Raw genomic sequence first — 15,403 nt, 5'->3', positions numbered from 1 at the left:
TTTTAGAACCTAACACTCAATATCATATAGTAACCTGTTCCGTTTTGTACCCAATACTTAGAACCAAACTGAGACTGTTTCAACAAACTATCCTCCTTTAACTCTTGATAATTGGCTTTTCTGGCCTGCTCATAACCTCCCGTTTTATATAACTCCCCTAAAACATTTGTTAGACTCACAAAAAGTCCAATATATTTGTCTTTCAATTTCCAAGATTTCCCTCCCACCAAATTCAACAAGAATAAATCATCAAATCTCTCTTGTTCTAACAATTCAGAAATTTCGACTTTTGTGATTTGCTCAGCATTATCACCCTCTGTAAACGGCACTCCATCTCCATCTAAATAAAAATTAGAAGTTCTTAACAAAGGCGAAATGGACAAGTAATGATTTTGTAAAAAATTTCCATTTACCGCTACCCACCAATAATCTGGGTTCCTATAATTGACGCCTAAAGAAAAAGCCTTTTCTGGAGTTCCTCCAATATGATATCCTTTCAAATAAGCACTCCCTAGATCCCCTTCATGGGAATCAAACAAATCCGTTTCAATTTTTAAATTCGGATTATTAGCATAAGTAAAACTCCCTATCGCTGAAACTATGTTTAAAGAAACCTCACTTGACAATTCTAAATCAATTCCTAATTCTAGTCCAACATGACGTTTAGAAATATTGGTTAGAGACTGTCCAACAAAATCAGAATTATCTCCCTTCAAGCCTTCAGCAAACAGAAATGAATTTTCAGTTCCTTGTGAGAAACAACTATAATATGCTGTTATCCTTGATTTAATTCTAGGAGCCCTATATTGATAATTAAAATCCAACGTATTAATTTTTTCACTGGATAGATCACTGGTTATTTGGTTGCTTACCCTAACATTCGCATATGTATTTTTTAAAGTTGGCGCTCTAGAAATAAAGGCAATATTGGAATACAACAAATGCCTGCCTGAAAACTTATAAAGTGTGTTTAATTTTACACTAAAATCATCAAAGAATATTTTACCTCCTGTTCCGTAAGACGAATTGGGATACTTTCCATTTTTAAAAAAACCCGTTCTCTCAAAACCAGTCTTAGCATAATTAACTGCCCCAACGAATTCAATTTTCTCTAATTTATAAGACGATTGTAAAAAAAGCTCTAACTCAGAAAAATTTACTTTGTAATTGTAGGAAAAGGAATCTCCCAGCACGACTCTTCTATTGCTATTATTTAAATTATTTTGTGCCTTATCTCCCTGTTCAAAAGCATCTACATCCAAAAAACCACCACCCCCTAAATCATCAATTACTTTCGCATAATTAAAACTTACCAAAGATCGATAACCACCCCCTCCTTCGATTTTAACTTGCTCGCTAATCGTTTTTTTAAAAACAGAACGAAAAGAAAATTGCTTGTCCTCTGTTCTATCCTCATACAAATAATAACTTGAATTTTGTACGGTTTGGTTTACACTATACAATTCAGACCAGTTTACTTGCCCATCTTCAACAAAGGTTTCTGACAGCCGATATGCCTCACCAAAATCACCAAAGCTCAGCGCAGCACTTGGTAAATATTTATAATAAGAAGGATCTGGACTGTTGACATTTGCATACCCCAGCCTACTAGCACTTACATAACCAAACTGATAAGAAATACTTGTATCCCATTGTGTGGTATTATTCACTTTATAACGGTGGGTACCTATTATAAGAGGCTCATTTACTTTCTGAATTCTGGAGTTCCTAACTTTACCTTGTTGTCCTCCCCAATAAGAATTATATCTTCCTCCCTTTAAATCTATTACCTCTTGTGTATTTGCAGAAGATCTACCCCTTTGATTAAAAGCACTGATAAGGGTAAGCCCAACACAATGTGCTGCATTTATTTTTTTATCAATACTAACAAAGGCTGAATACGCAGTATAATTTGTTCCCTCTATAGCCCCGCTATTGGCCGAGCGTGTGGAAAAAGAAAAAGCAAAAGACCAATTATTTTTCAAAACCCCTGTAGCATGAGAAACCATAAACCTATTTTTATAACTACCATTACTCGTTGCATAAGACAATGAACTACTTGGTCTATACTCAGAAGCATTTGTTTTGAAATTCGTGACCCCTAAAACAGAACCAAAACTAACAGCTGAAGGCGCTACACCATAACTGAAACTAAAATTTCTTAGCACATCATTCAAGCCACCCCAATTACTCCAGTTAGGCCTACCTGTTTGAATTTTATTCATTTTTATTCCGTTGATCAAAACCGTCCCCTCACGACTATCATATCCGCGAATTTTAAAACGAGCTTGTCCAAAATTAAAGGCGGCTGTGCGAACAAATACGTCTTTTGAAGACTGCAACAAACCTGTAATAATATTTGCCCCACCAATATCATTATCTAACAAATCATCTTCTGATAGCTCCAATGTATTAGAATAGATAAATTCTTCCTCTTTAGGAATCAATGCAATAGTCCCTAAATACAGCTTGGAAGTCTGCGTGTTTTTTAATGAAAAATACTGAGTTTCAAAACCCTTTAGGATGAATTCTAAAACCAAATCACTCCGATCTTCAAGCTCCATAGAAAACCTACCTGAAACATCAGAATAAACATATATCCCTTGATTTGAAGCCAAGCGAATCAAAACAGAATCTGCGGCCGTATTGGAACGTGATTTTACAACAACTCCTTCAATTAATATTTTTTTTTGAGCATGAAAAACAGACACAAAACAAAATAAAAAGCAATAACAAAACACCTCACAACAAGATGAAGACCTTATCTTTTTCATATATTTTTTTAAATCATAGCTTATTTAAGTTACGAAAAAAAAATCCTAACTTTAATAGAAAAGCCAATGAGAAAAAAAATTTTATTCTTGATTTTTATACTATCGACTCAAATAAATTTTGGTCAAAAAAAGAAATACACCGTCCACACCATCTCTTTTTATAATCTAGAAAATTTATTTGACACCATTAATAATCCTTTAACTAATGATGAAGCGAGCCCGATAATGGAAATCAAAAGAAACCGGTCAAAAATTTATTTCAAAAAAATAAAAAATCTACAAAAAGTAATTTTAGAAATAGGTTATGAGAACACTAAAGCACCGCCAACTCTTTTAGGTGTTGCAGAAATAGAAACAAATTCTGTTTTGCATGATTTGATAAACACAAACCAAACCCTAAAAAACCAATACAACTATATTCACTATGACTCCCCTGACAAAAGGGGAATTGACGTTGCTTTAGTTTACAACAAAGAAAAATTTATTCCCATACATCATCATTCGTATGAATTAAAATTATGGTCGAACAACGGATATCGAATCTACACAAGAGACCAGTTATTAGTTTCTGGCTACCTTGAAAACGAACTTACACATATCATTGTAAATCATTGGCCTTCCAGAAGAGGTGGTGAAAAAAAAAGCAGAATTTTAAGAGAAAAAGCGGCCTTGCTAAACAAAAAAATATGTGATAGTATTTTCTCAAGTCACCCCAACTCAAAAATTATTTTAATGGGAGATCTCAACGACAATCCAACCAACTCAAGTTTAAAAGAAGTTTTAAAAACTAAAGAAATTAGCAATACACCTAATGATACCCTTTTCTACAACCCTTATGAAACTCTTTATAAAAAAGGATTCGGAACTCTTGGATACAGAGACAACATACATCTATTTGACCAAATTATCATAAACGGTAAATTCCTATCAAAAAAATTCAAAACGCTAAACTTCTACCAGGCCCATATTTTCAATCCAAGTTACCTCACACAGCAAACCGGTAAATACAAAGGATATCCTTTTCGAAGTTTTGGCAATGGGAATTTTACAGAGGGTTATAGTGATCACTATCCTGTTTACATTTATTTAATCAAAGAACTAGAATAAAAACACTAGTTTTACAAAAAACCTATGATAAAACACCTTTACAAAATCGCGTTTTTCGCGTTACTTATTGTTTCTTGTAACAACAATGAAAACTCTGGGAATGAAAACAACCTATTAGAAATTAGTAAAAAGTTAAATTCTTTAGACCCTTCCGTAATTGGAGAAAATAACGATTCTCAGACGGCCGCTAAAAAAAAATATACAGAGAAAAAAAGTCAAGAAAAAACATCCATCGATTGTCAGCACACAGAAACATACACTGAGAATTATAATGGAGTGGCGTTCACTTCCACAATTTCTTATTTTGATGAAAACATGAACCCTGCAACTAATTGCATCCAATATAACGAAGGTTCGTTTCTACAATATTACACAAAAGAAAATCAGACTACTATAGGTCCTGACTTTGAATACATCGTGAACAGCAAAGGGACATATACAAAGAAATTCACTGTGAATCTGATCCAATCAACATCCAATGAAAATATAACTGGATCCTTAAATTTTGATGGGAACATTTTTAACCTCCTTGAAGGAAGCTATTTTAATCTATTAATATCTTATAATCCAACTGTTTTTTCTAAAATGTTTGAACCACAAATAGACATCAATTATATCTTTGAGTTTGAAGCAAACAACACTACCTATCATTTTGAAATGATAGTGAATTATCAAGACTTTTTAGAAATTGAAACTTCTGAAGAATTAGAGCTTACAATGGACTACCCTTTATATGATACAACAAATACTCAAATCGGAGTTATCACCTATGTATCAGATTTTGAAACTGAAAAAGAATACTTCAGACTTTACGATTTAGACGGAAATTTAGTAGAATAGTTTTACTCCTGAAACCATCATTAAAAAGCCTTTTCTAAACACAGAAGAGGCTTTTCTGTTTTTTGTTATTCAAGCCCACTGTTATCGTGCAAATTTGTACTTTTGTAACTTCATTTTTTAAATGAACCTAAAAAACATGGATACCGCAAAAAAAATATTAATTAAAATTGGCTCTAATGTGCTTACACTTGCCTCTGGCTTGCCGGACAAGGAACGTATTGCTCATATTGTAACACAAGTAGCTGATTTAAAAAAAGCGGGATTTCAGGTTATTTTAGTTTCTTCTGGAGCGGTAGCCGCGGGGAGGAGTATTGCAAATGTAAAAAGCTCAAATGCCGTTAGCCAACGTCAGGTTTTAGCATCCATCGGCCAAATAGAATTAATGGGAATTTACAACAAAGAGTTTATTCATCATAACCTTCTATGTTCTCAGGTATTGGTTACTAAAGAATCTTTTAGAACGCGCCAGCATTATCTGAACATCAAAAACTGTTTGGATGCTTTGTTAGAAAATAACATCACTCCAATTATCAATGAAAACGACGTGGTTTCTGTTACAGAATTAATGTTTACAGATAATGATGAGTTATCTGGACTGGTAGCTTCTATGATTTCTGCTGAGAGTTTGATATTGCTGTCTAATGTAGATGGAATTTTTACTGCTCACCCTAATGAACCTGGAGCTGAACTCATCAAAGAATACAAAGATGAAACCGTTGATTTAGAAAATGCAGTATCAGATATCAAATCGGAATTTGGACGTGGAGGAATGCTTACCAAAGCAAATACCGCTAAACAAATAGCAAGTCTTGGTATCGATGTTTATATTGGAAATGGAAACAAAAACAATATTGTAAACGCCTTATTACAAAAAGAAACAGGTACTTTTTTCAAAGCCTCAGAATCAAACACTTCTCCAATAAAAAAATGGGTAGCCCAAGCCGGAGACTTTAGTGAAGCTAAAATTATCATTAACAAAGGAGCCAAAGAAGCCTTGTTATCTTCCAATGCAAGTAGTGTTCTTCCCGTTGGGGTAGTAGCAATTGAAGGCTCTTTTAAAAAAGGAGACGTTATCAACATTGTTGATGAGGACAAAAATAATATTGGCCTAGGAAAAGTAGCATACGATTCCGAAGAAGCTAATGCATACATTGGACAAAGAGATCATAATGCACTTGTACATTACAATTATCTTTTCCTGAATTAAAACCGAGTTCTATAACTCAAATGCAATTTATTGCAGTAAAAAAACATTAAAATGAACACACAAGATACATTTAAAGCCGTAAAAAAAGCCAGTAGAGAATTGGTTTCCTTATCTACGGAAACTATCAATACAGTTCTACAAGAACTTGCCGAATTAGCGGTTGCTAGAACTGAAGAAATTTTAACAGAAAACAAAAAAGATTTAGACAGAATGGATATAAATGATCCTAAATACGATCGTTTATTGTTATCTGAAGAAAGAATAAAGGGAATCTCTCAAGACATTATCAATGTTTCTAACTTGACTAGTTCTGTAGGAGAGATTTTATCTAAAAAAGAGCTTGAAAACGGTCTGAAAATCTCAAAGGTAAGAGTTCCTATGGGAGTTATCGGAATCATTTATGAAGCACGTCCTAATGTTTCTTTTGATGTTTTCTCACTTTGCTTTAAAACGCAAAACGCATGTATTTTAAAAGGAGGTAGCGATGCAGAATTTTCTAACAAAGTAATTGTTGGCATCATAAAAGAAGTTTTAGAAAAACACAATATAAACACAGATGTGGTTACGTTGTTACCAACAGACAGAAAAGCTACTGCAGAAATGCTTGAAGCTACTGAATATGTTGATTTGATTATTCCAAGAGGAAGTCAAGGTTTGATCAACTTTGTAAGAGATAACGCAAAAGTACCGGTTATTGAAACGGGAGCAGGAATCGTTCATACTTATTTTGACGCGAGTGGAGATATTGAAAAAGGTAAAAATATTGTTGTAAACGCGAAAACCAGAAGAGTGAGTGTTTGTAACGCCTTAGATTGTCTTTTGATTCATGAAAACAGATTAGAAGACCTATCTACCATCACCAATGCACTGATTGAAAAGGAAACAGAAATCTATGCTGATGCAAAAGCCTTCGAAAGCATCAAAGGATCATACCCAGAAAACTTATTACATATTGCCGATGAAACCCATTTTGGTACAGAATTTTTGTCGAATAAAATGTCCATCAAAACAGTATCGGATTTAAATGAAGCTGTGAGTCATATTGCTGACTATAGCTCTAAGCACAGTGAAGCTATTGTTGCTGAAGATGAAGCCGTAATAGAAACCTATTTAAACAATGTGGATGCGGCAGCAGTGTATGCAAATAGTTCAACCGCATTTACTGATGGTGCTCAGTTTGGACTCGGTGCAGAAATTGGAATCAGTACACAAAAATTACACGCACGTGGACCAATGGCATTAGAGGAAATTACAACCTACAAATGGATTGTAAGAGGCGATGGCCAAATAAGAAGCTAAGAAGTATAATTTAAAATACCCGCAATTCTGTTGCGGGTATTTTTTTTGATGTTTAACTTTACTTAAAAAAGATGCATTTTTTCTTAGACCATCATGAATCAAAATTACCTGATGTAAAAACAACTATTTTTACAACCATGAGCCAGCTGGCTAAAGAAAATAATGCCATCAACTTATCTCAAGGGTTCCCTGATTTTGATTGCCCTAAACTACTTCTTGAAGAAACACAAAAGGCTCTCATTTCAAATCACGATCAATATGCCCCGATGGCAGGATCTATGGCCTTAAGAGAAGAAATTTCAAAAAAAACAGAAACCTGTTATCAGCAATCCTATTGCCCAGATTCTGAAATAACCATTACGGCAGGTGCCACTCAAGCAATCTACACTGCCATTTCTGCTTTTATAAAATCAAAGGACGAGGTAATTGTCATAAAACCGTCTTACGACTGTTATGAGCCAGCTATTCAAGTAAATGATGGTACTACCATAAACGTTCAACTTTCAGCTCCGAACTACAAGGTAAACTGGACAGAGTTTTCAAAAAAAATAACAGCACAAACAAAAATGATCATTCTAAATAGTCCCAACAACCCCAGCGGTACTATTCTTGAAAAATCTGATCTGTTAGCTTTAGAGAAAATCGTAAAAAATACCTCCATTCTTTTACTGTGTGATGATGTTTACGAACATATAATTTATGACGGAAATCAACATCAAAGTGCTTGCATGTTTCAAGAGCTAAAAAAAAGAGCGATTATATGCTCCTCATTTGGGAAAACCTACCATATCACTGGTTGGAAAATTGGATATTGCATGGCTCCCAAAGAACTGATGCAAGAATTCAGGAAAGTACACCAATACAATGTTTTTAGTGTGCATCACCCCTCTCAAGTAGCTTTGGCAAATTTTTTAAATAAATCTGACGATTATCTTTACCTTCACGAGTTTTACCAAGAGAAAAGAGATTTCTTTTTAAATCTCATCCAAGGATCAAATTTTGAGTTCACGGCAACACAGGGAACTTATTTTCAATTATTAAATTATTCTAAAATCACAGATGAAAATGATATGGAATACGCACAGCGGCTTGTAAAAGAGCATAAAATTGCAGCCATACCATTTTCTCCTTTCAATACAGTATCAAACCATAAAGTGTTACGATTTTGCTTTGCTAAAAAAAATGACACTTTAGAAAAAGCGGCAGAAATATTATGCAAGATCAATTAAAAGTACATCTTATCCAGTCTGACACAATCTGGAAAAACATAACAGAAAATCTAGAAAACATTAGCCAAAAAATCAGTCAGATTACAGAACCTACTGATATTATTATACTACCTGAAATGTTTAGCACTGGGTTCGTTATGAACCCTTCGGAAGTTGCAGAACCCACGGATGGCATTGCCGTTACTTGGATGATTGATACTGCAAAATCAAAAGATTGCGCAATTGCAGGAAGTTTAAGCATCAAAGAAAAAAACAAATTTTACAACCGTTTCGTTTTTGTTTTCCCTTCAGAAAAAATTGAATACTACGACAAAAAACACTTGTTCTCTCATGCCGGAGAAAACAAGATATACACCGCTGGAACGGAAAGAAAAATAATTGAATACAAAGGATGGAAAATTGCCCCTTTTATTTGTTATGATTTACGATTCCCAGTTTGGTCTAGAAATACCGAAAATTATGATATTGCAATTTATGTAGCAAACTGGCCTAAACCGAGAATTAATGCCTGGGACCTATTATTAAAAGCAAGAGCCATTGAAAATATTTGTTACACTATTGGCGTAAACAGAATTGGTACAGATGCAAATCACCTTGAATATATTGGACATTCCCAAATAATAAACCCTCTAGGGAACCACATAAAAAAATCTAGCATTCCTGTAGAGGAAATCATATGTACCACTCTGTATAAAGCTGAAATTTTAAAATGCAGAAAGGATTTCAAATTTTTGGAAGATAGAGATCAGTTTCAATTAAAAGAATAGCATATGTACCAATTAAGCAATAATAATATTCAGATCAAGATCAACAAAACGGGAGCCGAATTATCCAGTATTGTATCTTTAAAAAACAACAAAGAATACCTTTGGAGAGGTGATGCAAAATTTTGGGGAGGACAAGCACCTATTCTTTTTCCTTTTGTTGGAAGGTTAAAAGAAGATACTTTTATTGAAAACAACCGAAAATACTACCAAAAACAACACGGATTTTTTAGAAGAAGTGATGCTATAGAATTCATTGACAAAACAGATTCAAAAATAACATTCTCTTTAAAACATTCAGAAAAAACCCTAGAGGTTTACCCCTATGAATTTGAATTTAAAACAAGCTATCAACTTGTTGAAAACAAAATCCAGATTCAGCATACGGTTACAAACCTTGGAAACAAAAACATGTATTTTTCTATCGGAGAGCACCCAGCTTTTAACTGCTCTCTACAAAATTCAGATGAAAGTTATGAAAACTGCTTTTTAGAATTTGAACATCCTGAAACAGACAGTACATGGAACATAAATGAAGATGGCCTTTTAGATGGTACTACCAGGAAATTTTTAAACGACACAAAGATATTACACCTTAATAAAAATACTTTTGATAAGGATGCACTCGTTTTTAAAAACTTAAGATCAAACAAAGTAACTTTAGGGAATAATGCAGAAGGCGCATTAATTACAGTTGAATTTAATGACTTCCCTTATCTTGGAATTTGGTCTAAGCCCAATGCTCCTTTTGTGTGTATTGAACCTTGGCAAGGTTATGCAGATTCTATTCAAAGTAATCAAAACATTGAAGATAAAGAAGCCATAACTATGCTAGAACCAGGAAAAGAACATATTGCCCGATTCTCGATAGAAATTCACATTTAAAGCAATAAAAAACCCTTACTAAATCAGTAAGGGTTTTTATGTATTATTTTACAACCAATGGATTCATCCACTTGAATTTGTAATCCGTATCAGGCACCGTTATTCTTTGTGCTATTCTCATCATTCTCTCAGGCAAACGCATTAAATAAGTTCTAGCTTTATCAGCCTCTGGAGTCAAGCCAGTAAACTTATCGATTTCCCAAGCTTTTAATAATTTCTCCAAAATATCAATATAATCAAATGCTGAATAAACACCTGAACGTTGTGCTACATCAGAAAACTTATCAAACAAAGAGGCTTTTTGACCATAAGACTCTCTTAAATACATTGCCGGCATTTCAATCTTATGTTTCATCATATCACAAAATGCAATCATCATTTCTGATGGATCCACTGCAAATATTTGGCGGATAAATTCAACATAAGCCAAATGATGTCTCATTTCATCTCCTGCGATAATTTTTGACATTTTTGCCAAACCTTTCATTCCCGCTTTACGAGCAATTTTTGCCACATTGTTATGAGAAACATATGTTGCTAATTCTTGAAAACTTGTATAAACAAAAGTTTTATAAGGATCTCTTGCAGTACCAATATCAAAACCATCTGCTACTAAATGCTGTGTTGTAATTTCAACTTCACGCATATTTACACGACCTGAAAGATAAATGTATTTATTCAAAACATCTCCATGTCGATTCTCTTCAGCAGTCCATCTACGAATCCAACTAGACCATCCTTTTTGTTCTCCGTGCTGATCAATACCGTCCAAATCTAACAACCATGACTCGTACGTTGGTAACGCCTCTTCCGTAATCATATCTCCAACCAAAGACACCCAAAAATCATCATCTAAATCCTTAGACAACTCTCTAATTTCCTTTACTTCATCAATAAAAGTATCTGATTGAGGGTTTGGTAAAAAATCTGTAGGCTGCCATATCTCTTCCGGAGAAATCAAAAACTTACCAAAAGTAGTTTCGATATCTTTTTCCAGAGTTAACATAACCTCTTTACGAACGTTGTTTATTGACATAATATTCTTTTAAATCTGCTTATAGCTTACAAAGTTACTGAGTTTTTTATAGTTTCCTCTACTTTTTGAAATAAATCATTAAATTCCATAGATTTCACTGCAATAGGTTCATGAGTTTCCAAGGTCATATGAACCCCAATACCCAATGGAAATGCTCCGTTTCTAACCAACTTCCAAGAATTATTTATGGTTAAAGGTACTACATATGCAGAGGGAGCATACTTGCTAATTATTTTCAAACCATTGACCGAAAATGGCTTTGGTGTTCCGTCTTTACTCCTAGTACCTTCAGGAAAAATAACACCCGCCCAATTATTCTCTTCCAGTTTTTTTCCGAATTTGGCTAATGCAGTAAGCGCCTGTTTAGGATCGTCTCGATCAATCAACACAGACCCACCATGTCTTAAATTAAAAGACACACTCGGAATTTTTGCACCTAATTCTTTTTTAGAAACAAATTTTGTGTGGTATTTTCTAAAGTACCATGATATTGGTGAAATTTCATGTGCACTTTGATGATTAGAAACAATGATCAAAGGAACTCCTTCAGGAATTTCTGCCTTTTTAGTAAAAGTAATCCTTGTACCCAAGACGTATAAAGTCCACAATAAAAAATAATTTAACAGATCTACTGATTTTTTATGTGCAGTATATCCAAATACATTCAAACAAAACCATTGAATGGGATGAAATATACAGATAATAAAACCGAACAGTAAATAATGTATTACTGAAAGGGGATATGCAACTATTTTTTTCATTCTAATCTAATTTATTCCACATCTATTAGAACCACTGGCCCCATGGAATTCTAGTTAAAATCAAGACTAAAGCCACCCCATAAAATATTACAAAGGTTTTGAATTTAGAAGCGTCTTCTGTCTGTTTCTTATGCTTAGACCAACCTACTGTTATCAAAGCAATCGCTAAAATCATTGTAATTGGATGCTCTACAGCTAACAATCTAGTTTCAGCATTTTTCATAATCGTACCCATACCAGTAACTTTCATTGCTTTATATACAGGAGACATAAAATACCACCCTAAACCAATTAATAATTGAATGTGTGAGACGATTAATGTAAACAAACCTAAACGAAGATCTTTGTCTTTAAATTCCTTTTTAGAAGTGTAACCAATGATTGCATTTACAACTGCTACAACTAAAATTAACAATACTAAATAAGCCCAATAAGAATGTACTTGTTTCATAATTTTTTTTAAATTTTTCTGATTACAAATGTACTAAAAAGTAGTTTGCTATATTTTTAATTTAACTGAAACATTTTTTTAAAAAAACACTTGTAAAAAAGGCTCAAAAGGTGATGCATAAATGTTTGTATTTTCATTATACAAAACATCATAACGCACCCCTAAAATTAGATTTCCCATACGATAACCTGCACCAAAGAACAAAGCTTGATAATTATAATTATCTTTGAATTCCTTGCCAGCAAAGTTTCTGGTTTGAGTTACAAAAACCTGTTCCAACTCTGTTGACAATTGAATCTGACGAATCGGAGTATAAAACGCTAGCAGTGAACCTCCATAATTTATCAAACTAACATCCACTTCTTTGTAATCTACAAATCCAAAACTAATTGCGGCACCTGCAGCAAATTTCTCATTGAATTGATAAATCGCAGCTGGCGCAACCGTAATACTAGTGGCATTGCTTGAAAACTCTAAACCTAACCTTCCTCCATATCGCATATTATCCCATGAAAAATCATTACTTGATTTATTTTGGGCCATACTCACAGTAAATACCATTAAAAACAAAACTCCTAGAAAAAATTTCTTTTTTACAAACATCTCTTTTTTTTTGCGCAATATCAACATTATTAACCTTAAAGAAAAACGATTTCAAATTTAAAATGTATCTTTAGAAGACATAAAAAAAAGCTACCATGAAAATATTCTACACAAACTTTTTTTACATTTCTCTACTGATCCTTTCATTTGGCTGCTCAAAAGACTCTACTGAAACTGACCCTCCAGAAATAGTTTATGAAACCGCCACATTGCATACTCATAACTTTATCAATTCAGATATAAATATTGACTGGCATCAAGACTCAAAACTTTTGGTCGAGAATCAAGCCTACGCATTTGGTGGTACAACAGACATAAAATGGGAAGAAAATAAAAATAGTTTTTCCATTGCCGCTTATAACAACGCAGACGAATCAGTAGTTGCAACTGTACAAGCTACAGTTTCCGAAGGAAATAGCTATTCTTGTTTTGCATATGGAACGGCAGGAAACGAATCTATTTTGTTCAGTGAAAACAACACTACACAACCACAATCCGGAAGTGTTAGCGTACAATTCATGCACCTTTACCATAATTTAGGTGGTGTAGATATTTATATTGGAGGAGAAACTACAAATCACAAAGTAGTGACCAATTTGACCTATGGTGGTAAAAGTGATTATTTTGAATTTACGAAAGCCACAATAGATGCTAGAATTATAGTTACAAACACAGGAGTTGCACCAAACACAGATACCAATTTAATCAATATTGTCAATAATGATGGCCACACAGTTGATAAAATATACATTGATGTATTGGCAGGAATAAATTTTGACAGCACTTCAAAACTCAGTTTTTTTGAAACACCACAAAACTAAAAACAAAAAGGCTTTCAAATAAATGAAAGCCTTTTTTTTAATTCTATAATTTTTTAAGAATTGTATTTTTCAGCATAAATTTTATTTGCTAAAACTTTACCTAACTCTACTCCCCATTGATCGTAGCTATAGATATTCCAAACAATCCCTTGCACAAATATTTTATGCTCATACATAGAGATTAATTTCCCTAAAGATGCTGGAGTCAATTTTTTGATCAAAATTGAATTACTTGGTTTGTTTCCTGCAAATACTTTAAATGGTACTACTGCATCCGCTGTTTTACCTTCTGCTACAACTTCTTCTTTGGTCTTACCATTACACAAAGCTTCTTGCTGTCCGTAGTAATTAGACATTAATTTGTTATGGTGTTCCGTTTTACCGTATAAAGACTCTTCATATCCAATAAAATCACAAGGAATTAATTTAGTCCCTTGGTGTACCAATTGCATAAAGGCATGTTGCATATTTGTACCTGTACTTCCCCAAACAATAGTTCCTGTTTGGTAATCTATGGTGTCTCCATTTCTATCAACACTTTTTCCATTACTTTCCATGATCGCTTGTTGCAAGTATGGAGTTAATTTTTCTAAATATTGAGAATATGGTAAAATCGCTTCTGACTCTGCTCCGTAAAAGTTATTATACCAAACGCTTAATAAAGCTAAGACCACTGGTATATTTTCTTCAAAATCTGCAGTTTCAAAATGAGTATCCATCTCTTCAGCACCTTCCAATAACGATTTAAAGTTATCAAAACCGATCGCCAAACTGATAGATAATCCTACGGCACTCCATAGAGAAAAACGACCTCCTACCCAGTTCCACATTGTGAAAACATTAGCAGCATCAATACCAAAATCAGCAACTGCTTGCGCATTTGTAGAAACTGCAGCAAAATGTTTTGCAACATCTGCCTCGGTTGCAGACTCTAAGAACCAGCTTTTGATTGTTTGAGCGTTCGTTATTGTTTCTTGCGTTGTAAACGTTTTAGAAACTATTAAAAATAATGTTGTTTCTGGATTTAAGTTTTTGATCACTTCAGAAACATGGTCCCCATCTACATTAGATACAAAATGTACATCCAATGGAGTTTTATAATATTTCAAAGCATCTACAACCATTTGAGGTCCTAAATCAGATCCTCCGATACCAATATTCACAACATCTGTAATCGATTTTCCAGTATACCCTTTCCAGTCACCAGAGACTACAGTATTTGTAAAGTCTTTTATTTTAGACAAAGTTTCCTGTACATCTTCAACAACATTCTCACCTTCAACAACAACTGCTTTATCTGCTTTGCATCTTAATGCCGTATGCAATACTTCTCTACCTTCTGTTGCATTGATTTTTGCACCACCAAAATAGCTAGAAATGGCTCCTTTTAAATCAACCTCATCTGCCAACTCTACTAACAATTTCATTGTTGTAGCGTCAATTCTATTCTTTGAGAAATCAACATTGAAATCATTGTTCTCAATAGAAAATTCTTCTTTCCTGTTACTGTTCGCAGCAAACAGCTCTCTCAAATGAACATCTTTGGTGTCATTATAGTGTTTTGCTAATTTTTCCCATGCTTGGGTTTTCGATGGATTTACATTTTTTAATGCCATAATTTCGAAT

General features: G+C 33.7%; 15 protein-coding genes. 9 read left to right on the top strand and 6 right to left on the bottom strand.

Annotated features, from left to right (window positions below):
- Positions 1 to 2 precede the first annotated feature (2 nt).
- Complete coding sequence (locus tag AC2DGP_RS11315; protein ID WP_484490173.1) at positions 3 to 2,618, bottom strand: TonB-dependent receptor; 2,616 nt, start codon at positions 2,616 to 2,618, stop codon at positions 3 to 5.
- On the opposite strand from AC2DGP_RS11315, the gene AC2DGP_RS11310 reads away from it, so the two are divergent.
- The 8 genes from AC2DGP_RS11310 (at position 2,609) to AC2DGP_RS11275 (ending at position 10,105) form a co-directional block, all read left to right on the top strand.
- Entirely contained in the window at positions 2,609 to 2,938 is a 330-nt protein-coding gene (locus AC2DGP_RS11310; protein ID WP_484490172.1) for a hypothetical protein, read from the top strand. The two genes, AC2DGP_RS11315 and AC2DGP_RS11310, sit on opposite strands and share 10 nt — an antisense overlap.
- Complete coding sequence (locus AC2DGP_RS11305) at positions 2,841 to 3,881, top strand: endonuclease/exonuclease/phosphatase family protein (RefSeq protein WP_484490171.1); 1,041 nt, start codon at positions 2,841 to 2,843, stop codon at positions 3,879 to 3,881. Before AC2DGP_RS11310 ends, AC2DGP_RS11305 begins: the two co-directional genes overlap by 98 nt.
- Positions 3,882 to 3,905: 24 nt before the next feature.
- A complete protein-coding gene (locus AC2DGP_RS11300) occupies positions 3,906 to 4,721 on the top strand; it encodes a hypothetical protein (RefSeq protein ID WP_484490170.1) in 816 nt (271 codons plus the stop codon).
- Positions 4,722 to 4,857: 136 nt separating this feature from the next.
- Positions 4,858 to 5,928 carry a glutamate 5-kinase gene (gene proB, locus AC2DGP_RS11295; RefSeq protein ID WP_484490169.1) on the top strand — a complete coding sequence of 357 codons (1,071 nt, stop codon included), beginning with the start codon at positions 4,858 to 4,860 and terminating at the stop codon, positions 5,926 to 5,928.
- Positions 5,929 to 5,979: 51 nt separating this feature from the next.
- Positions 5,980 to 7,227 carry a glutamate-5-semialdehyde dehydrogenase gene (locus AC2DGP_RS11290; protein ID WP_484490168.1) on the top strand — a complete coding sequence of 416 codons (1,248 nt, stop codon included), beginning with the start codon at positions 5,980 to 5,982 and terminating at the stop codon, positions 7,225 to 7,227.
- 71 nt (positions 7,228 to 7,298) lie between these two features.
- Positions 7,299 to 8,456, top strand: a complete 1,158-nt coding sequence (locus AC2DGP_RS11285) for a methionine aminotransferase (protein WP_484490167.1) — start codon at positions 7,299 to 7,301, stop codon at positions 8,454 to 8,456.
- Positions 8,441 to 9,223 (top strand): amidohydrolase, encoded by a 783-nt coding sequence (locus AC2DGP_RS11280; RefSeq protein WP_484490166.1) that lies wholly within the window; start codon positions 8,441 to 8,443, stop codon positions 9,221 to 9,223. Before AC2DGP_RS11285 ends, AC2DGP_RS11280 begins: the two co-directional genes overlap by 16 nt.
- 3 nt (positions 9,224 to 9,226) lie before the next feature.
- Positions 9,227 to 10,105, top strand: a complete 879-nt coding sequence (locus AC2DGP_RS11275) for an aldose 1-epimerase family protein (RefSeq protein WP_484490165.1) — start codon at positions 9,227 to 9,229, stop codon at positions 10,103 to 10,105.
- 43 nt (positions 10,106 to 10,148) lie between these two features.
- Here AC2DGP_RS11275 and AC2DGP_RS11270 read toward each other — a convergent pair whose 3' ends face one another.
- The 4 genes from AC2DGP_RS11270 to AC2DGP_RS11255 all read right to left on the bottom strand — a co-directional run bounded on the left by AC2DGP_RS11270 (position 10,149) and on the right by AC2DGP_RS11255 (position 12,956).
- Positions 10,149 to 11,141 (bottom strand): acyl-ACP desaturase, encoded by a 993-nt coding sequence (locus tag AC2DGP_RS11270; RefSeq protein ID WP_484490164.1) that lies wholly within the window; start codon positions 11,139 to 11,141, stop codon positions 10,149 to 10,151.
- A gap of 26 nt (positions 11,142 to 11,167) precedes the next feature.
- Positions 11,168 to 11,902: a lysophospholipid acyltransferase family protein gene (locus AC2DGP_RS11265; protein WP_484490163.1), complete on the bottom strand. Its 735-nt coding sequence runs from the start codon at positions 11,900 to 11,902 to the stop codon at positions 11,168 to 11,170.
- A gap of 25 nt (positions 11,903 to 11,927) precedes the next feature.
- Entirely contained in the window at positions 11,928 to 12,353 is a 426-nt protein-coding gene (locus tag AC2DGP_RS11260; RefSeq protein WP_484490162.1) for a hypothetical protein, read from the bottom strand.
- Positions 12,354 to 12,431: 78 nt separating this feature from the next.
- Positions 12,432 to 12,956 carry a hypothetical protein gene (locus tag AC2DGP_RS11255; protein WP_484490161.1) on the bottom strand — a complete coding sequence of 175 codons (525 nt, stop codon included), beginning with the start codon at positions 12,954 to 12,956 and terminating at the stop codon, positions 12,432 to 12,434.
- 95 nt (positions 12,957 to 13,051) lie between these two features.
- On the opposite strand from AC2DGP_RS11255, the gene AC2DGP_RS11250 reads away from it, so the two are divergent.
- A complete protein-coding gene (locus AC2DGP_RS11250; RefSeq protein ID WP_484490160.1) occupies positions 13,052 to 13,777 on the top strand; it encodes a DUF4397 domain-containing protein in 726 nt (241 codons plus the stop codon).
- 53 nt (positions 13,778 to 13,830) lie between these two features.
- Here AC2DGP_RS11250 and pgi read toward each other — a convergent pair whose 3' ends face one another.
- Positions 13,831 to 15,393, bottom strand: coding sequence for a glucose-6-phosphate isomerase (gene pgi / locus AC2DGP_RS11245; protein ID WP_484490159.1), 1,563 nt, complete (start codon positions 15,391 to 15,393; stop codon positions 13,831 to 13,833).
- Between the last annotated feature and the right edge of the window lie 10 nt (positions 15,394 to 15,403).

Source organism: Flavicella sp. IMCC45537 (assembly GCF_057197705.1).
The sequence above is the reverse complement of the archived record's forward strand: the minus strand, read 5'-3'. Positions and strand labels throughout refer to the sequence as shown.